This is a genomic window from Rhodopirellula baltica SH 1 (assembly GCF_000196115.1).
Taxonomy (GTDB): Bacteria; Planctomycetota; Planctomycetia; order Pirellulales; family Pirellulaceae; genus Rhodopirellula; species Rhodopirellula baltica.
Map to the genome: position 1 here is coordinate 6751597 of NC_005027.1, position 19023 is coordinate 6770619.

General features: G+C 55.0%; 12 protein-coding genes. 7 read left to right on the forward strand and 5 right to left on the reverse strand.

From position 1 onward, the window contains the following. From RB_RS26115 to RB_RS26125, 3 genes are all read left to right on the forward strand, one after another. Positions 1 to 2532 carry a DUF1592 domain-containing protein gene (locus RB_RS26115; RefSeq protein ID WP_011123787.1) on the forward strand — a complete coding sequence of 844 codons (2532 nt, stop codon included), beginning with the start codon at positions 1 to 3 and terminating at the stop codon, positions 2530 to 2532. A gap of 224 nt (positions 2533 to 2756) precedes the next feature. Beyond that, entirely contained in the window at positions 2757 to 5162 is a 2406-nt protein-coding gene (locus tag RB_RS26120) for an SHD1 domain-containing protein (protein ID WP_011123789.1), read from the forward strand. 180 nt (positions 5163 to 5342) lie between these two features. Further along, on the forward strand, positions 5343 to 6818 hold the full coding sequence (locus tag RB_RS26125; RefSeq protein WP_011123790.1) for a TlpA family protein disulfide reductase: 1476 nt from the start codon (positions 5343 to 5345) through the stop codon (positions 6816 to 6818). A 104-nt stretch (positions 6819 to 6922) separates the two neighbouring features. Here RB_RS26125 and RB_RS26130 read toward each other — a convergent pair whose 3' ends face one another. The 3 genes from RB_RS26130 to RB_RS26140 all read right to left on the reverse strand — a co-directional run bounded on the left by RB_RS26130 (position 6923) and on the right by RB_RS26140 (position 10909). Continuing rightward, the gene (locus RB_RS26130) at positions 6923 to 7918 is read right to left on the reverse strand and encodes a hypothetical protein (protein ID WP_011123791.1); all 996 of its coding nucleotides are present in this window, start codon (positions 7916 to 7918) and stop codon (positions 6923 to 6925) included. Beyond that, positions 7915 to 9366, reverse strand: coding sequence for a hypothetical protein (locus RB_RS26135; RefSeq protein ID WP_231845993.1), 1452 nt, complete (start codon positions 9364 to 9366; stop codon positions 7915 to 7917). Before RB_RS26135 ends, RB_RS26130 begins: the two co-directional genes overlap by 4 nt. Positions 9367 to 9553: 187 nt before the next feature. After that, positions 9554 to 10909 carry a THUMP domain-containing class I SAM-dependent RNA methyltransferase gene (locus RB_RS26140; RefSeq protein WP_011123793.1) on the reverse strand — a complete coding sequence of 452 codons (1356 nt, stop codon included), beginning with the start codon at positions 10907 to 10909 and terminating at the stop codon, positions 9554 to 9556. A gap of 211 nt (positions 10910 to 11120) precedes the next feature. Here RB_RS26140 and RB_RS26145 point away from each other — a divergent pair, with 211 nt between their 5' ends. After that, positions 11121 to 12311: an acyl-CoA desaturase gene (locus tag RB_RS26145; RefSeq protein WP_011123795.1), complete on the forward strand. Its 1191-nt coding sequence runs from the start codon at positions 11121 to 11123 to the stop codon at positions 12309 to 12311. Between the two features lie 555 nt (positions 12312 to 12866). On the opposite strand, the gene RB_RS26150 is transcribed toward RB_RS26145, so the two are convergent. Then, positions 12867 to 14048, reverse strand: coding sequence for a DUF3500 domain-containing protein (locus RB_RS26150; RefSeq protein WP_011123797.1), 1182 nt, complete (start codon positions 14046 to 14048; stop codon positions 12867 to 12869). A 192-nt stretch (positions 14049 to 14240) separates the two neighbouring features. Here RB_RS26150 and RB_RS26155 point away from each other — a divergent pair, with 192 nt between their 5' ends. Further along, positions 14241 to 15008, forward strand: a complete 768-nt coding sequence (locus tag RB_RS26155; protein ID WP_011123799.1) for a hypothetical protein — start codon at positions 14241 to 14243, stop codon at positions 15006 to 15008. A gap of 55 nt (positions 15009 to 15063) precedes the next feature. On the opposite strand, the gene nagA is transcribed toward RB_RS26155, so the two are convergent. After that, complete coding sequence (nagA, locus tag RB_RS26160; protein ID WP_164922541.1) at positions 15064 to 16263, reverse strand: N-acetylglucosamine-6-phosphate deacetylase; 1200 nt, start codon at positions 16261 to 16263, stop codon at positions 15064 to 15066. Between the two features lie 131 nt (positions 16264 to 16394). On the opposite strand from nagA, the gene RB_RS26165 reads away from it, so the two are divergent. Both RB_RS26165 and RB_RS26170 read left to right on the forward strand, forming a co-directional pair. Next, entirely contained in the window at positions 16395 to 17636 is a 1242-nt protein-coding gene (locus RB_RS26165; protein ID WP_231845995.1) for an outer membrane protein assembly factor BamB family protein, read from the forward strand. Positions 17637 to 17723: 87 nt separating this feature from the next. Continuing rightward, complete coding sequence (locus tag RB_RS26170; RefSeq protein ID WP_011123802.1) at positions 17724 to 19016, forward strand: Gfo/Idh/MocA family protein; 1293 nt, start codon at positions 17724 to 17726, stop codon at positions 19014 to 19016. The last annotated feature ends 7 nt before the right edge of the window (positions 19017 to 19023 follow it).

The following is a 19023-nucleotide window of genomic DNA, read 5'->3' on the forward strand; positions in this document are numbered from 1 at the left end:
GTGGACCAGATACATCTGAGCCGATCGTTGTTTTCAAATTTGCGCTTCGCGATCTTGATCGTACTGTGCCTGTTGCATTCGTCCGAATCCTTCGCGGATGAATCGGACTCGAAGCCGAACGTTGATGCTCCATCGGTCGTCGCAGATTTTTTGGGGAAGTATTGCCTGGAATGCCACGGCAGCGCATCCGCCGAGGGTGAGCGTGAATTCGAGTCGTTCCAGCTTCCAATCGCTTCCGAGCAGCAACTGATCACGACGGATGAGATCATTGATCAGGTGACGCTGAAGACAATGCCGCCGGAGGAGTCCGAGCAGCCAACTGACCAGGAACGTCTGGCGTTGCTTCAGGAGTTGCGGAGCAGCATTGCCGAAGCTCGCGATTTATTCGAAGAATCCACGGGACGCACCGTGATGCGTCGACTGTCCAATCGTGAATACGAGGTGACCTTGGCGACGTTGTTCGGTCGTCGTGTCGATACGTTGGGACTGACCGCCGACTTCCCAAAGGAAAAGACGAGTCAGCACATCGACACGATTGGCGAATCGCTGGTCACATCGGGATTTCTGCTGGACCAATATTTCCAAGCTGCCTCGCGATTGGTTGAAACGCGTCTCGGCAAGCCGTCCATGGAACCCAAGTCCTGGCATTTCACCGACAACTTTCAACAGTACGAAGAATTGTCGGGGGCACACCGCAGCGTTTTCAAGTTTGAATACTTGTGTTTGTACGAGCAACCCAACACCGACACACGACAAGGTGGCTACGGGCACATCGAAGACTTCCTCGAGGGCGTCCCGGTCTCGGGACTTTACGACATCGAGGTGAATGCCCAAGCGATGCATCGGGATACACATTACGATCCAAAAATCTTTCGAATCGACTTCTCTGAACCGTTCCAAATTGCGGTGGTACCCGGCGATGCGACGAAGGGGCACATCCATTACCCACAAGCGATCGAGCCCATTTTAGGAAGTGCCATCGTTCCTGATGAACAGCCCGAGTGGTTGTCGTTTCGTGTGTGGCTCGAAGCCGGGCAGACACCACGGTTCATATTCCCCAACGGCCCTTATGAGTCACGGGCATCAGTGATCGAAACCAATCGCCGGTACAAAGACGAGTTCAAGAATCCAAAGGAAGGTGTTAGCCGCACAACGCTTCTTCGTGAAGGGAAGTTGCCGCACATTCGCATCGGTGAGATCAAGGTGCGTGGTCCGGTCGAAGAGTCCAACGGAACTCGGGAAGAGATTGCCGTTTTTGGAAGCGAAGGATTCCAGGAAGATCGCGCGCTCGACCAGCTATTCGCGTTTGCCCAGCGTGCCTATCGCCGCACGCTCGAACCGGCGGATCGTGATCGGATTGAATCGATCTACACGAAACGCTTGTCGGAAGACGCGACGCCTCGACAAGCCGCACTCGATACGCTCAAGATGATTTTGTGTTCGCCGTCGTTTCTCTACCTCAGCGAGATCACGCCGGAAGACGAGACTTTGCTGCGACCTTTCGACCTGGCATCGCGTCTGTCCTATGCATTGTGGGCGGCACCGCCGGATGAGGAACTATTCGAGGAAGCCAAAGCAGGCAGACTGACCGATTCAGAGGTTTTGAAGAACCAGATCCAGCGAATGCTGCGATCAGAACGTTCCAACGAATTCGTGAATGGCTTTCTCGATAGTTGGCTGAACCTTCGTGACATTGGAAATTTGCCCCCGCCGCGAAAAGATGTTCCCGATTACTACGCTGAGAATCTTCCTGAGTCGATGAAGCAGGAGGCTCGTTTGTTCTTTCGGCATTTGCTGGATGAGAACGGATCGGTGACGGACTTGCTGGACGCTGACTATTCCTTCGTGGATAAAAAGTTGGCGAAGCTCTACGGGTTACCGGAAAAAGACAAGATGCGTTTGGCCGACGGATTCCAACGTGTCAGTTTGTCGGACAATCGGCAGCGTGGCGGAGTCCTGGGAATGGCCGGGGTGCTGACCGTCAGCGCGAATGGTGTCGACACATCCCCGGTGACACGTGGTGTTTGGGTGCTCGAGAACATTCTCGGAACACCGCCACCTCCACCACCGGATGAGGTGCCAACCATTGACGCCAATGTCAGTGGATCAACGACGATTCGGGAACGATTGTCAAAGCACAGCCAAGACCAAACTTGTGCTGTGTGCCACCGCAGCATTGACCCGCTCGGCTATGCATTGGAAACCTTTGACCCGATTGGGCGATGGCGGGATAAATATCCCAAGGCCAAGGGAAAAGGCACGGCGGCCAAGGTAGATGCGACTGGCAAATTTCCATCGGGCGAAGAGTTTACGAATTTCGGCGATTTCAAGCAGAAGCTACTGGAAAGCCGTCGCGAACAGTTCACTCGGAGTCTGATCGAAAAGCTGCTGGCTTATTCGACAGGCCGGCACATGGAGCGTGCTGATCAATTTGAGATCGATGACATTTTGGTACGCGTCCAAGCTGACAACAACGGGTTGCGGACGATGGTAACAGATGTCCTCACCAGCAGTCTGTTCCGGTCTCGTTGAATTTCGATTCGGCCGTTGTTCGGTCGTGTTCTATGCTTTTTTCTGGCGGTGTCATCCGTCAAAATGAACGGGCTCAGACACACGCGTCTTCGTTTCCTACTCACCGCTCAGCAGCGCGGGCGTCTTCCACTCGACACGAAACAGTCATTGAAGGTTCCGAACGCTGCGCGCTAGGAGCGTTGATTTGACTCTCGCTGCGATCTCCATCCCCCTGGATCGATCTTATGTTTCATCTGGAAATTTGCCGTCGGATGCGATGGTTGTTGTTGCTTCTTTTGATGTTTCCGACAACTGCTTTGGCAATCGATCCTGTTCGTCCAGGTGACCAGATCGAGGTGAAGCACTTAGGGTCTTGGCGACCGGGGGAAGTGCTTGAATATCAGAAAGGACAAGCCCGCGTTCGGTACACATTCATTCAAGAACACGAAGGGATCTTCAAACTGGCGGACATGCGGTTTCCCAACAATGAGGGGAACTGGATGATCTGGAAGGACGCTTCTGGGAAGTTCCTGATCCCTGCTCGGTTGCTCGAGCGAACTCCGACCAAGGTCAAACTGTTGAAGGAAGACGGGGCGACGGTGGAAGTTTCGATTGACAAATTGGCCGCCAACCTTCAACAGCAACTCAGCAAGATTGCGAAGGCTGAAAAGGAATTTGTAGACGCTGCATTGGTTCGCGTTGGGGACCAAGTCGAGCTGAAGAAGTACAGCACTTGGTACCCCGCAACTGTCAAAGCTCTGCTGCCCGATGGAGCAAAGGTGGAATATGAGTACGGCAGTGCCAAAGACAAACGCGAAGCGGATGCGAAGTATGAGGACATGCGTTATCCCAACAACGAGGGGCCATGGGCGGACTGGACGGATATCTCGGGCAAGCACAAAGTCAAAGCACGTTACCTGACGCACGATGCGACGCACGTCGACTTGCTGCTACAAGGTGATAAACGAATCCGGTTGGAGCGATCCAAGTTGGCCGCTGAGATCGAAGAGCAACTAGCGCTTCGAGCGATCGTCGCAAGGCGTCCTGACGAGGTGGACTTTGACGTTTCCGGAGTGGATTTCGACAACCTGCCGCCGTGGATTAGCTATGGCACCGATGCACCTGCACCCGACATAGGTGTGGCAGGCGGTCCGGCATCGGATTCGCGACCAAGTCTGAGCAACGGTTACTTCCGCGTTCCGTTGGAAACGAGCGGGAAGATCGATGCCGCAATTTTGGTGGATGGATCAGATGGTTGGATCGCATTTGGCATCACGCCAGAAACAATTGACGCCAGCCATCCGGTTTCAATGCAGTGGGTCAACCTGATGTCGCAGGCTCGGTTGCCCGGCCCCAACTTCTTCGAAGGTGAAGTGATCATCGGCTATTCCGCCGAACAACGACGACTGCTGACCGCGGAAGGGTTGGATGTCCGCGGATCGGCAAGTCGTTTTTGTACATATCGATTAGAGCCGGGGTCCGACACCGCGACACCGGAATGGAAATGGTCGGTGCCCAAAGTCCGGTTCTATTCTTATCGAGACCAAATGAACGCTTCGTTTGTCGGTGAGGACCGAATCCTAGTTGGCTATGGCGGCACACTTACGATGTGGAACATGGCCACCAAGACGGCCGAGTATGTGATCCCGTCGAAAAAATCGGAAATGAATTTCAGCCCCGATCAACGTCACTTCATTACCAATCAGTATTCACACGCTGTCATCATCGAAACGGAGTCGGGGAAACCGGTTGCCGATGTGAAGAAACTCTCCACTGTCAGCTTCGCTCAAGATGGAAATCATCTTGTTGGGAGTGGAAATTTCAGTGAATCTCTCTTGGATTTGCAAACAGGAAAGTCGCGATCAATCACGAGCGGGTTTCGAGCCAATAAGACAAGCGAAGAGACCGATCCTTCCGTCATCGATCAACGTTGGTTGTCGACGGGAAATCGATTGTTTGATTTGGATCGAGGCTGGTTGATCTGGACAGAAGGTTATCAAGATCTGGAGCCAGTGATGCGGCACGTCATCGGCGACAAGATTTTGTCTGTTGGTCAGAGTGCCGGAGTCGATGGCATTGAATTGGTCATCGGGGTCAACGATGCGGTCAATCCAACGGCAGTTCAGCGGATATCAACGATTACGGAAGAAGAACTGTATGTTCTGCGTCCCGGTGTTCGGGTGCGGATTGACTCTGCGGTCAGTGATCCGCGAATTCGCAGTGGAGTCGAGCGAGCCATCGCTGTCGCCGGATATCAGCAAGATCCGAGTGCGGAAATTGTGATCGAAGCCTCGGCTTACCGTGGGAAAAGAGAAACGCAAACCTACAGCGAATCACGCTTCGCCGGTTTCGGCCGTTCCCGTGGAAGCAGTGAGACTCAAACAATCTCAGCAGCACCCTGGATACAGGCCATTACAGTGAAGCTGGGGCAGCAGAGATTGTGGAGCACAGGACAGGGCGGGATCCCTGGCTTCTTGTCCGTCCGCGAAGGCGAGTCGTTGCAAGCGGAAGTTCAGAAATGCGAGCGGGAAGACTATTCCCTGTTTCAAAACTTTGAACTTCCAGACAAAGTCATGGCGGCCAAGTGGACGAACGGATTCGGCACGACGTCGCTCACACCGAACGGTTTCATCGACGAGCCTGTTCTGTGAGAGATAGCGATACACCGGGCCAATGAATATCTGTTAGCGGGTCGGAATCCGCCATCCGAATCCGTTTTGGGTGGATAGCTCACTCGGTTTCAACTGCAGACAACAGCCCGCATCAGAGAGAGGTTAGGATCAGCAAGAGGCGGAAAGGTTTGATTCGATCATCTACCAAGGAAAACTCAGATGCGTTTGCGAATGTTCCTGGCCATCGGTTTGCTGACGGCACCGTTGAGCCCCGTGTTTGTCTTCCCCTCAGCGTCGTACGGGCAAGAAGCGACCGACGTCCCGGACACGACCGCCGAAGACGTCGCGGAAGTGGAACCCGAGGTGCTGGCCGTTCCCGATGAGATTCGTCAGTTGCTCAAAGAGGGGAAGCCAGCCGAGGCGGCGGAGGTTCTTGAGGCAGCGATGCAATCCGATGCTGTCGCGGAAGCGCTCAAGCCGTTCCATCAAACGATCGCGACTGGGTTTGTTCGTGCACGCCAATACGACAAGGCGATGGAACAGTTTGGCGCTGCGGTTGAATTCGAACTGGCTCGGACAGATTCACCCGCCGCCGCAGAGCAGCTTTCCAGTTTAATACGACAAGTCAGTGTCTATGGGCTCCATGCGGCCCAACCGGAATTGGCTGCCGAGTGGTCCGACAAAGCCATCGAAAAGGTGCGGGCACTCGAAGCGGAGCATCCAATCGAAATTCAAAGGCCTCTCTCTCGACTGATCCAAGTTCGCGCATCGATGCTTGCTCGCGACGATGAAGAAGCCGCGAAAGAAATGCTGGCAAAGCAGGTTGCGAAGTTGGAAGACATCAATGCAACCGAGGATCGATCTGAGAAAACCTATGTCGAGTTGATCAATCTCTTAACTGCTCAGGCTCGTCTTTTCGAGGACGAGGATGGACAAGACCGTGTCGCATCCGCTTTCGAAGTAGCGTTGGAAGCCTATCCCGAATCGACAGTCTTGATCGCTCAGTACGCAAGCAACGAATACTCTGTGATTAGTGGACTGGCGCGAGTCAATCCTGACGATGCGATCGAGCGGATGGAAGCAGCCGTTGCGAAGTTGACGCCTTTTGAAGAAAACCGGAGTGTTGAATTGACACTCCGCCGAATCAAGTCGTTGGAAAGTCGGATCGAGTCGACCCGAAAGCAATTGGAAATGATCGGTCAGCCGGCTCCGCCGTTGGACATTGACGGATGGGCCAACGCCGATGGAATCAGCGTGGAGGACTTGGAAGGCAAAGTCGTTCTGTACGATTTCTGGGCGATTTGGTGTGGGCCTTGCATCGCAACCTTCCCCCATCTTCGCGAATTTCGGGAAGAGTTTGGTGAGCAAGGTTTTGAAGTGGTCGGCATCACTCGCTACTACGGTTACACGTGGGACGAAGAAAGCGGGAAGGCCGTGAATGGTTCGGATGATCCAACGCCCGAAGAGGAACGCGAGGCAATTGCAAAGTTCTTGCAATCCAAGGACATGAAGCATCCAACCATCGTCACGCCAAAAGAAACCGAGTTGCAATCCAACTACGGCGTGACCGGTATTCCACACGCTGTGTTGGTCGATCGCGAAGGCAACGTGCAGATGATCAAGGTCGGCAGCGGCCAAGCCAACGCCGACGCTCTGCACGCCAAGATCAAAGAACTGTTGGGTGAAGCGTCCTGAGCCGAAAGCATGATGGCTGATTGAACGACTGAACCGCTGCAATTGCAAGGGATTGCAATGCAGCCTTCGCCCGAGCGGGCACTCGAAGGCACGCTGCGTGTGGATCAGCGAGGTGGCGGTTCGCTGGATTCAACACTGGACGGGTCGGGGAGCGTTCGCTCCAAGCGATACCCCAGTGCAACGAAAATCGCCCAACCGATCAACGCATGGCTGATCGAGGAAGTGGTGCTGCTGTCGGCGATTTTCATGTATCGCGAAAAAAGAATGCTCTGCATTCGGTCCGATAGATCGGACGAGATTGGAAATTGCGAACCGACATACCAATCAGAGAAAAATCGATGCGCGAACCAAGTGGTCCAAGTCAGCAATATTAGGAACGCGCCGAGAAACCACGCCCAAAAACGATTTCGCTGACCTGGACGCATTGTGAATTCGCCCACGCTGGCAATGGACAACGCGATAGCCGCGGTAGATGCGATGCGAACCAAGTCCTGCGATGATGCTGACCATTGCAGCCAACGCAGGATTGCCGCGAAGCTTGCCGCCATCGCCGTCAGTGCCATCAAGCGTTGAATCGTGACGGGGCGTGAGTTCTTTTCGAGAACGATTTCCTCGTCAGCGGTTCTTGATTTCAGGGCGACATTTCGCCATCCCGATATCAGCCATAAAGAACCGATAGCGATCAGCCACGCGATGGATTCGCCTAGGAATTCGAAGACGCGTCCTTCGTTCCAATCATCGTCCAGTCGCCAAAGCAATAGATCCCATGAATCGGGGCGGACATGCCAAAATTTTTGGATCGAACTCGCGACAAATGGAAAGACAACAATCACGAAGAAGATCGTGATAAGTCGTGCGATGGTTCTGGCCACCGTTGCTCGAACCGGCGGGCCATAGGCAAAGAAAATGGCTGTCACGCAGTACAAAACTGCGTTGGCGTGAGATGTCCACCACTGCAGCGAATCGGCGGTATCCGGATGCATCATCCAGTGGACGCTCGACCAAGCCAATGGCAACGCGTTCAGCGATAGAGCGACACCAGCTAGGACAAGAACGGCCCAAATCAACGTGGGCTTTGGCCACCAGGATTTCGAACTCATTGAGCCACATTCAACTCTGGTTGTGACTCGCTTAGTTCATCCAGCAAATCGAGAAGCGTCTGACGAATTTTGGGTTCGGCGTCAACCGAAAGATAACTCGATTTGGCCCGCCAAGTTTCGTAGCCGCCCAATGCATGTTGCTCAGGTGTTGGCAGGTAGCCGTTGTACCCGTTGGCGAGTTCGATTGTGAACGTGGGTTTGAAAGGGCTAAATTTCTTGATCGCCAGTCCGGTGTCCACGAACGTTTCGCAAGGGCTGCTGACGATGGCGAGTCCCCCGATTCGGATCGCTTGAAGCTTCACCTTCACGGTGGGAGGGTACTCAGCCAGATCCAATGTCTCACCGGCGTAGATCAGGCGGCGATCATTCTTGGTACCTGAACCGGCATCGGCGAGAAGTTGCTTGGCTCGGTCAATGTCATCGGCATTGGGACGTCGAACGCCCAGTTCGATCTCGGTTTCACGCATTGCCAACGGTACCCAGTCTTCGAATTGGATGCGTTGGTAGGCAACCGCCGCCGACGCGGCCACATCGTTGGCCACCAATCGAATTTGCTCGAACGGGGGTTGGCTGGCGCGACCCTCAAAAAAATTGACTTTGTTGATGTCACCGCTGGTGCCATTGGTCATCGCCGCAACAAACGGTGGCTTGCTTTGAGTGGCCACGATCATTTTTGTGAACTGGCGAGCAAACTCGCCGAAGTAGTCCGCGGAAAGTGAATCAGGTGGGACCCCACCGACATAGTGCAACGAGTAGTTTGCCCACATTGCGATCGGCCGGCCGTCGATGGCTTGAACGGCAAGGACGGGAATTTCAGGATCGACGGGGCCGGCTGGTTGAAGCAACGCCGGGCTGTTCGCAGGCGGGTTCATCCGCACGCGATCGGTTCCGGAATCGAACGGGTCATCGATCGCGACGCCTGGACGCAGGAACCATCGGCGATTGAAAACGTGATGGGGATTGTTCCCCACCGCCCAACCGATTCGTGCTGGTTCTAATTGCGAGTGCGCCTGGATGATTCCTTCCGCGATTCGCTCAACCAGAAACGGGATGTAGTCCTCTTCAACCAAACTTTGAAAGGTGTGACCGACTGAGACCGCAGTGTGGGTGTGTGTGGCGGAGCAAAGAATGTGATCGGTGTCGATGCCGATGGCCTGGGAGACTTTCTGTTTAGCCGCGTCGTAGATTTCACGAGGAATCATGCAACTGTCACAGGTAACCAACGCGATGGTGGTTGCTCCGTTGTCGAGCACCAAGCAGCGAGCATGAAGCGGATCGTGGGCTTGTTTCGCCACGCGGTGTGTCATGCTGCCTGAAGAGCTGACCGGGAATTTTTGAGGGGTGATGTCGATCGCGAATGCACCGGCGCGGAACACCTTTTTAGTATCCGTCGCCATTGCCAAGTTGGTCTGGCATAACACCAAGACGATCCAGGCGGTGGTTGCCAAGACTGGTTTGGTAAGGCGATGAAATTCTGCAGATTGAAGTTCCCGGCAGAGCCGCATTGATTGATTCGTTCGGCGCAACATCATGTCTCTCACTGTTCGGGTTGCGGTATGGGAGGCCATGTGAACTCACCACTGTGGGGAATCGTGAATGCGAACGAGGTGCTGCTTTCAATGGCAACAGTTGCGTTCAGGACTTGGGTGGTGTCTGAGGCCAAGGTGACTTGGGTTTGGATGGTTCCGGCGCGGATGGTTCTGGCTTGGTGGTTTCGCTTGCTTCAGTTTCTTTTGGCGGCGATGACTTGTTGACTCTGGCAGCCGGAGGAGGTTTTGGACCGTGGTATTGATAGTAGGTGCATTCGATGCGGCCATTATAAAGCTTCCTGCGTCGGTCTGCGGCACGACCCATCGCATGCTCCAAATTGGAGTAGGCGGTCAAGATGTAACGCGACCAAGTCGGTAGCCGCTCGAAGATGGCGGGCAACGATTCATACAATTCGTCAAGTTCCCAATCCTCCGGGCCATCGCCGTTTTGGTCTTCGGCATCGAAACGTGAGGATTGGCCCGAACCAATCCGCTGGCCATAAGGCGGGTTGGCGATCACACAGCCAAAGTTCTTCTTGCTGCTGATCTCGTGAACTGGCATGGCTTGGAAGTGAATGTCATCTTGTACTCCGGCACGAATCGCGTTGTCTCGAGCGGCGGTCAGGACGCGACCATCGATGTCGCTGGCCAAAATCTTCTCCTCCAACGGTGGAAGACTTTGGTTGGCCGCGGTGGAACGTGCGTCCGACCAAAGTTCGGCCGAGAAATCAGGCCACGCCTGGCAGGCAAATTCGCGTTCGAGGCCCGGTGCTATGTTGCGACCAATCCGGGCGGCTTCGATTGGGATCGTGCCGCTGCCGCAGAACGGGTCGATCATCGGACGACCGGCTCTCCAATAAGTCAGCATGACCATCGCCGAGGCCAGAGTTTCTTTCAGTGGCGCGGCAGAGATATGTGTGCGGTATCCACGTCGGTGCAAGCTGCGCCCCGTCGTGTCGATGGTCAGCGTCGCGACGTCTTTCACGATTGCCACATCGACTTTGTAGAGCGGACCCGTTTCAGGCAGTTCGCTGGTTCTGTGATCTCGCATCATCGCTTCGACGATGGCTTTCTTGACACTGCGTTGACATGCCGGAACGCTGGTCAGAGTCGATTTGATCGAACGGCCCGTGACTGGGAAAGCGGCATCCGCGGGCAGCAAGTTTCCCCAAGGAAGATCACGCGTCGTGTCGAATAACGCATCGAAATCGCCGGCGGGAAATTCCGCAACACGAATCAGGATCCGGTCGGCGGTACGGAGCCACAAATTGGCTCGGCAAATCGATTCGTGCGAACCTCGAAAAGAGACCCGTCCAGAATCGCTGATGCTGGCTTCGATGCCCAACCCTTTCAATTCTCGTTTGACGATGGCTTCCAATCCGAACGCACAGGGGACGATCAGATCAAAAGGTTGTGAAGCGGGGTTGGAGGGTGCGATTGAGTCGCTGGGGTTGGATTCCATCAGTGGTCAGACAGGGACAAAGGGTGGCTCAGGCTAGTTGTGTCGTCAAAGTAGATGCGTGGTTTCGCTGCATCGACTTGGAACACCATAGCCGATTGATTCTGGAATTGGACTCGCAGGCTTGACGGAATGAGGCGGTTTTGTGGTTGGATACTGACACGATCGTCGCGGATGGAATCGCAAACATCTCACCAAACCTAGACCGGAAAGTTTGTGTCATCCTCGCGAAGCGTTCGTTTATAGAGACGCGTTCGGGGGACTGCGTGAATCGTTCTTCCTTTCTACCTTCGATACGATATGCTGCGGCATGATCGGAGAGACGGCGGGTGCCGATCGAGTGAATTCACTTTGCCGCGAACTCATCCCAGGTTTCATGATGACCACCGAGGCGGCAACGATCCCAGTTCGGCCTAGCCAAGCCAACTTAGAGGCTGATGTCCTATCGCCAATCCAGCCTGACACGCCCACGTCAAGCTATCCTGATGCAGGGGCGAGTTCCTACAGCGATCCAACCAAGCGTTCGATCCGTTGGGACTACACGATCTTTTTTGTGTCGCTGCACTTGTTGACGCTGTTGGTGTTGCTTCCCTATTTCTTTTCTTGGGCTGGCGTTGCTGCGTTTGTGGTTGGTGTCATTGTCTTTGGGCAAATGGCGATTCCAATCGGTTACCACCGCATGTTGTCGCACCGCAGTTTTCGATCACCCAAGTGGTTCGAGCGGACCCTGGTGACGTTGGCCATGTGCACCGCCCAGGAGACGCCCGCACACTGGGTGGCTTGGCATCGGATGCACCATAGTCATTCCGACCATGCTGAGGATCCGCATTCGCCACGCATCAGCTTCATGTGGGCTCACGTGCGATGGTTGGTGCATGAGAGTCGGACGCGGATGGCGACTTTTTCGATGTACGAAAAGTACGCCCGAGACATTCTGTCGGACCCTTATTACCGATGGATCGAAAAACTACCCAGCCCAGCGGGAATGTTCTATCTCGCACACGCGTTTGTGTATGCGTTGTTGGCCGTCGGGATTTCGGGGCTTGTTTACGGCAACAACGCCGATGCCTATCAGATGGCAGCGAGTGTCTTCGTTTGGGGAGTGATTGCACGAACTGTTTGGGTTTGGCACATCACTTGGTCGGTCAATTCGATCACCCACGTGTTTGGATACCGAAACTATCAAACGACCGACGACAGTCGCAACAACTGGTTTGTCAGCTTGCTGACCGCCGGCGAAGGTTGGCACAACAACCATCACGCGGATCCGGCCAGCGCTTCGGTCCAGCACCGCTGGTGGGAGATCGATCCCAATTATTACGTGATCCGATTGTTCGGAGTCTTGGGTTTGGCTACCCACATCATCCGCCCTCGCCACGTGCGAAAGAGCGGAGCGGAAAGCTAAGCCGGCCGGCAGGAGTCTCTCGGCATTGGATCCGTTTTGGGAAGCGTTGTTGCCGCAACCCAGGACTGTCGAAAGGCGTTGCCCGTTGGGGCGAAGTCGAGGAACAGAACGTTCGCAGTCCAGAACGGTGTCGACTCTCAGGTTTTTCACCGTCCGGCTAACGCTGGGCAGCGAGATGTTTGCAATTGGCGTTCTGATAGCGAATGCAATTTTTCTACCGGCCTCTGTCTTTCTTCATCCCGGTAGGGATTTCAGATGGTAGCCGGGGGTTGCTGCGTCGCAGCGTACCCCCGGAAAACGAGCTCCCATAAAACTCTCCATCCCGCCGTGGCCAAAGGCCATGGCGGGATGGAGAGTGGCGGCGTGGGCGGCGTGTCCATCGGTGGCGCTATCGCTTACCGACGGCTACCATCTGAAATCCCTACCGGGATGAAATCTTGCGCAAACGCATGGCCGCCACAACCCCAATGATTCAGCAGTCCAGGCTAAAACCCAATCGGCATCACATGCTGATGTCGGATCATTCCTGCCGGCTCGCTCAAGCAACTCTCGCGTTCAGTGCGAATGCGATTCGTAGTGCTGACGTAAGATGTCTTTGCCGTAGTCGTTGCCGTTTGGCGTACGGACGACGGTGTGAATGTGATCGCGTGTCGGTTCTGAAGTCCGGAACGGAGCGACTCGGCGTTGGTGGTCGAACTCGATCAAGATCACTGGGCTGTGGACGCGGTAGTAATACACGCTTTGATCCGTGGTCCCGCCAATCCAAGCGAAGTAGGTTTCGTCGAGGTGCTTTTCGACTTCCGACATGCGAACCTTTGCATGGCCTTCTCGCATGTTGCCGACGTACTCTGCGATCAATTGCAGCAACGCTTCTTTTTGGGCGTCATCCAGTTTTGATCCGATCAGTCCTGCGTAGTCCAACTTGACGTTGTCCTTGTAGGCTTCTGTCAGATTATTGTTGCCATCTTTGCGATTCATGATCACAGCTTCGGAACGCTGTTCGTCGTTCAGCATTTGGATCAACTTCAGACCTTTGTCCTGTTCGTCCTGCATCACGATCGTTCCTGCGAATTTTCCTTGTTTGGCCTCGACAGGTTCCGAGCCCATGAAGACGGGGCTCATCACGACTTGGTCCCCAAGAACGAAGTAGTTGATGACGACGTGATGGCCATCGAGTTGCCATCCCCAGGGTTCTGATTCGGAGGGTTTCCCCATGACAGTGATCCAGTACAGCCATTCGTTGTACTCTTGGGGCTTCTTCGCCAATTCACCGAGCGTCCCGTTCAGCTTCATGATGTCCTTGGTTTTCTTCAGCCCCTTGGCACTCAGACTTTGCTGAAGCATTTCGAAGGCAAGCGTTCGTTGGTCTTGGGTCATTTCGTCGAAACCCACGCCCTGGCGTTTGGGGCTGTGTCGGTTGTCCCACTTTCTCCACTCCGTGTCGTCAACCGGGAAAACCGTTCGCTGGCGTTGCTGATCGGTCAGTCCAGCGAGGAATGCATCGGCTGCAACGCGGACGGGTTCGGTGGAGACGCCGGTGGACTCGATTGTGAACAATCCTTTCTGCTTGCCATCCGATGTCGTGATGCCAACGAAAGGTTCGTCGACAGTGGGAGCACCCCTGCGTCCGCCTGGGCGTTGAGCATGGACGCTCGAAAGGACGGTTGAGCAGAAAACCAAAGCGGCGGCGACTGCGACCCAACGGGGGAGATGTGGCGGTCGATTCATGTTTTTCAATTGCGATTGAGGATTCAGGGTGACTGGGTTCTAGGGATTTTATACCCAATGTGCTCATTGGAGGGCCAAGCACTTTGTAACAATGCGATATGAGAATGTTTTGTGGTTGGGTTTTGATCTAGGCTATGATGAGGCTGCATTCATCCTGTTGCCAGTTCAGTAAACCATTTCTCAATCGGAGAAGGTTTTTCAATGCGGTTGATTCTCGTCCTACTCGGTGTGTTGTCGATCCTCTCAATTGGAGCGTTGAGCGGAGGGACATGGAACGGAAGTGTCACTGATGAACTGGCCGTTTCAGGTGTCGTGCGAAAGCCGAACACGTCGTTGGCGGTAGCCAGATCTCGCGTGGATGTGGAAGAGGCTTTCAAACCGCCTTTGGGGATCACCCCGGAAGATTTGCATCAGTTGAATACAGAAGGTTTTCGCAATGCCGACGGTTTTGGTATCTCCCGCGGTGGAACCCATGTCTTGTTGGACGATGGAGCCGTTCGTTTCATCGAAGGTCAGATAGCCACCGGGGTTGCATCCAGTGATCAGCACGGGGAAGCCAACTATGGTTTGTGGGGTTCGTTGGGGACACGCAGCAAAACTGGCGACCATCCTGAGCCGTCAGAGTTGTCCGACGCTCAATGGGTGGCAGCTCAAACGCCTGAATGGAAGCTTGATTTCGTTCAGTTGGTAAGCTTGCAACAGTTCGACCCACCGGTTGCCTACGACGAGAGCGAACTTCCCCGGATGCATCAATTGCAGAGCCATCAAGTTCCGACTCGTTCGCTCACGGAGTTCGAAGTCGATGCGATTGGACGATTGCAAGCGGGGGCAGAACTGATTGAAAGGCAAACTGCGTCTCAAATGCTTTTGTTTGGTGCCATTCGGGCAAGCGACGAGTGCATGGAGTGTCATGCCGCGGAATCGGGTGATTTGTTGGGAGCATTCACTTATCGTTTAACACGCCGTTAAAGCATCTGAGAAAATCGTCTTCGTGCATTTTGGGGCAGTGCGAATTTCTTCGGTCTCAACGACTTTGTGCCCAACGCTCCCCGCTGATGTGGACCTGCTTCACCTTCAGTGTCTTGCTGAGCACAAGGATGTCGGCTTGTTTGCCGGCGGTGAGGCTGCCGACTTGTTGATCGATGCCGGTTCGCTCGGCGGGAGTCAGGGTGGCCATGCGAACGGCGTCTTGCAGCGGGACGTTTCCGAGCTTGTGCATCGTGCGGACCATGTGGTCCATCCCCATCACGGAACTGGCCAAAGAGCCCGGTGACGCCCAGCCGACTTTGCCGTCGCTGGTGAACCAGGAACCGTCCTCTTCAGGACCAAATCGATATTTTCCAGGAGGCATGTCGAGGGCCCGATTGCAGTCGGTGACCAAACACAATCGCTCACTGCGTTTCATCCGCCAGGCAAAACTCAGAAGTTCCGGTGCCAAGTGCATCCCATCGGCGATGACCTCGGTGCTCATTTCAGGATTGGACAACACGTATTCCAGCATGCTGCCTTGCATTGGTACGCCGAGACGTTTGCGAACCGAAGACACGTTACTCATCGCACACCAAAAGTGATCGACGTGTCGCATGCCATTTTGAAAGGCAGTTTCCATCTCGTTCCAACTGGAATTGGAATGACCGCAGGTCACCAGACAACCGCGTTTGGTCGCGTGTCGGTAAAACGCCGCTGCTCCGGGAAGTTCTGCTGCGCAAGTCGCGATTCCAACGATGCCGGATTCAAAGTAGCGACGATACTCGGCCGCCTCGGGAGCCCGGCAAACGGACTCGTCGTGACACCCCGTTTTGCCTTCGGCGAAGTACGGGCCGTAGAGATGCACGCCGGCGATCTTGCTGCCGGATTCGATGTTCCAAGTGTCACGGACTTCGCCGCATGCCGCCAGCATCGCGTGAATTTGGTCGTCGGTTCCGGTGCTGGTTGTGGGGAACATGGTCGTTGTCCCGTGGCGAGCATGGGATTGGCACACGGTCTTGACCGCGTCTGCACTGCCATCCATCACGTCAGCACCACCGCCACCATGGATGTGGATGTCGACAAAGCCTGGGGTGATGTAGCCGCCTTTCGCGTCAACGATCTCGGCCGAGGCCGGAATTCGAGATTGTGCGGTTCCGACGTAGGTGATTCGATCGTCTCGGCAGACAACAACCGCATCGGAAAGCAACCGGTCGGGCAAGATGGCGGTGCCATTAAGAATGCAAAGTTGGGGCACGGGATTCCTTCGAAGCAAGAACGTTGGGGAAGCAGCGGGAAGTATACCGCTGATGAGTTGTGTTTGATGGGCCCGCTTGCGCTATCATGTTGGGCTAACCTTTCCCTCGATTGTTCTGGCCGAGATCAAACATGCGATCCCTGATGCACCCAAGTATTCATGTCCTCATCGTGATGTTGATTGGCTGTTGTTCTGCCCAGGCCGATTGGCCGCAGTTTTTGGGAGAAGATAGAAATGGCACTTCCCAAGAGACCGGGTTGCTCGATGCGTTTCCCGCAGGCGGTCCCGAAGTCGTTTGGCGGGTTCCGGGTGGCGTGGGAATGTCGGCGGTGACGATTGCAGACGGTTTGGCGATCACCACGCTCAATGACTCTGGCAAACAGTGGCTCGTTGCTTTCGATGCCAAAACCGGCGAACGTGCTTGGCAAACCGGTTTGGCAGCAGAGTACAAAAACGGTCAAGGCGATGGGCCTCGCGCGACCGCGGCGGTATCAGGTGGAGTTGTCTATGCGTTCACGGGCGACGGCGTCTTGTGCGCTGTTGATCAGAAGACGGGCGAGTTGGTTTGGCGGACCGATGCAGTGCAGCTGTGTCGCGCCAGCGAATCGGAATACGGGATGTCATCTTCTCCGCTGGTTGTCGGCCAATCGGTCATTGTGCACGTGGGCGGCAGCGGCACCTCCGTGGCGGCGTTCGGAACCAGCAACGGTCAGCTTCAGTGGTCGGCCGGAAGCGGACCAGCCGGTTACTCATCACCAACGCTGATGACGGTGGCTGGTAAACAACAGATCGTCAGCATGACCGGTGACAAGGTGTTGGGCATCGACCCGAACGACGGGGCTGTGTTGTGGACGTACGACTTTCCAACCCCTTATGCGTGCAACACCGCGAATCCGGTTTCGGTCGACGGCGACGTGTTCATTTCGGCCGGCGAAAATCATGGTTGTGTGTTCATCGACGTTGAACAAAACGGTGGCAAGTTTGAGGCCAAGGAACACTGGGCCAGCGTTAATTCCAAAAGCGTGATGCGTAACGAATGGCAGACATCGGTTTTGATCGATGGCTATCTGTACGGTTTTGACAATGTCGGTGCAGCCGGTCCGACGACGCACCTGACGTGCATTGATGCGGAAACCGGCGAAACCGTTTGGCGGAAGACTCGTTTTGGCAAAGGCAACCTCGTCTACGCCGACGGAAAACTGTGGATCACAACGATGGATGGCGAGTTGGTGCTGGTGAAGGTCACTCCCGACGGATACCAAGAGTTGGGGAGAGCCAAATTGTTTGGCAGAACACGTCAATCGCTTTCGATTGCCGGTGGGTTGGGATACATCCGCGACAACCAAGAAGTCGTGTGCATCAAGCTGCGTTGAGGCATTAGAATGGGGCGAAACAGGGTGCCGTGTCACGACTCGGTGCCCGGATAATTCCTTCCGGCTACGCTCTCCCCACGCAAAGTCATGACCCACCGACGCAACTTTTTGTCCACCACGTTGGCCGCCGGTGCGGCGACATTCGCGGCACCCTATTTTGCTTCCTCCAAGGCATTGGGAGCTGGCGATTCGGTTGCGCCATCGGAACGCATCACGCTGGGGGTGATCGGGATTGGACCTCGTTGCACGTATGACTTGAAAGCCATCTTGAAGCTCAAGGATGTGCAGTGTGTTGCCATCGCGGATGTTCAGCAGTCGCGGCGTGACGCGGGCAAGAAATTGGTCGATGGTCATTATGGCAATCAAGACTGCGAGCTTTATCAGGACTTTCGTGAGTTGCTCGCGCGAGATGACATCGATGCGGTGTTGATCGCTACCGGTGATCGTTGGCATGCCGCCGCGTCGATCTTGGCGGCAGAGGCTGGCAAGGACGTTTACAGCGAAAAGCCATGTGGGATCACGATCGGTGATTGCCAATTGCTTGATGAGACGTTCCAGAGATCGGGGCGGATTTTTCAGGCCGGCACGCAGCGACGCAGTGTGCCGAACTTCATCCAGGCCGTTCAAGTGGCTCAGTCGGGAAAGCTCGGTCCACTCAAGGAACTGCAGGCCACCGCGTATTTGCCGACATTGGACAACACTTGGTTGCCCGCTCAGCCGACTCCAAAGAACGAGGTATGCAATTGGAACATGTGGTTGGGCCCCGCCCCGTGGCGTCCGTTCAACCAGGAGTACGTCAACGGTCGTTGGCGTGGGCAATATGACTTTGACAGCGGTGCAAGGTTGCTGGATTGGGGAGCTCACACGTTGGATCTTTGCCAATGGGCAGCAAGTGCCGACGACACGATGCCCGTGAAGTACGAGCCTTCGCAGACCGCGATCATGTGCACTTATGCCAACGGTGTTCGCTTGAAAGTGGATTTCTTGGAAGAACCGTTTGGCGATCGAAGCCCGCGTTGGTTGACCCGGTTGGGAACTTGCCCGGTTCGGTTCATCGGGGAGGATGGCTCGATTGAAACGGGCGACGAAGGCGAAATTGTTGCGTCCTCACCTGCCCTGCAAAAAGAACTGTCAAGCATCCAGCGTGTTCGAGGTTTGGACGTTACCGCTCACGCGCGGAACTTCTTTGATTGCATCAAGAGTCGAGAACAAACAACTTGCAATTCAACGGTCATGCGTCGGTCACATGTTGCCTGTCACGCCGCAGCTCTGTCTTGGATTTTGAATCGAACACTCACGATTGATCCTGCTACGGAAACGTTTGTCGAAGACGACGAGGCGAATCGTTTGCGCAGTCGGGCGAAGCGAGACTGGACCTGAAGAAAGC

What these genes read in the sequence shown, in the direction of transcription:
- RB_RS26120 (WP_011123789.1), top strand. Translation starts at nt 2,757, where the DNA reads ATGTTTCATCTGGAAATTTGCCGTCGGATGCGATGGTTGTTGTTGCTT.
- RB_RS26125 (WP_011123790.1), top strand. Translation starts at nt 5,343, where the DNA reads ATGCGTTTGCGAATGTTCCTGGCCATCGGTTTGCTGACGGCACCGTTG.
- RB_RS26130 (WP_011123791.1), bottom strand. Translation starts at nt 7,918, where the DNA reads ATGAGTTCGAAATCCTGGTGGCCAAAGCCCACGTTGATTTGGGCCGTT.
- RB_RS26140 (WP_011123793.1), bottom strand. Translation starts at nt 10,909, where the DNA reads ATGGAATCCAACCCCAGCGACTCAATCGCACCCTCCAACCCCGCTTCA.
- RB_RS26155 (WP_011123799.1), top strand. Translation starts at nt 14,241, where the DNA reads ATGCGGTTGATTCTCGTCCTACTCGGTGTGTTGTCGATCCTCTCAATT.
- RB_RS26165 (WP_231845995.1), top strand. Translation starts at nt 16,395, where the DNA reads ATGCGATCCCTGATGCACCCAAGTATTCATGTCCTCATCGTGATGTTG.
- RB_RS26170 (WP_011123802.1), top strand. Translation starts at nt 17,724, where the DNA reads ATGACCCACCGACGCAACTTTTTGTCCACCACGTTGGCCGCCGGTGCG.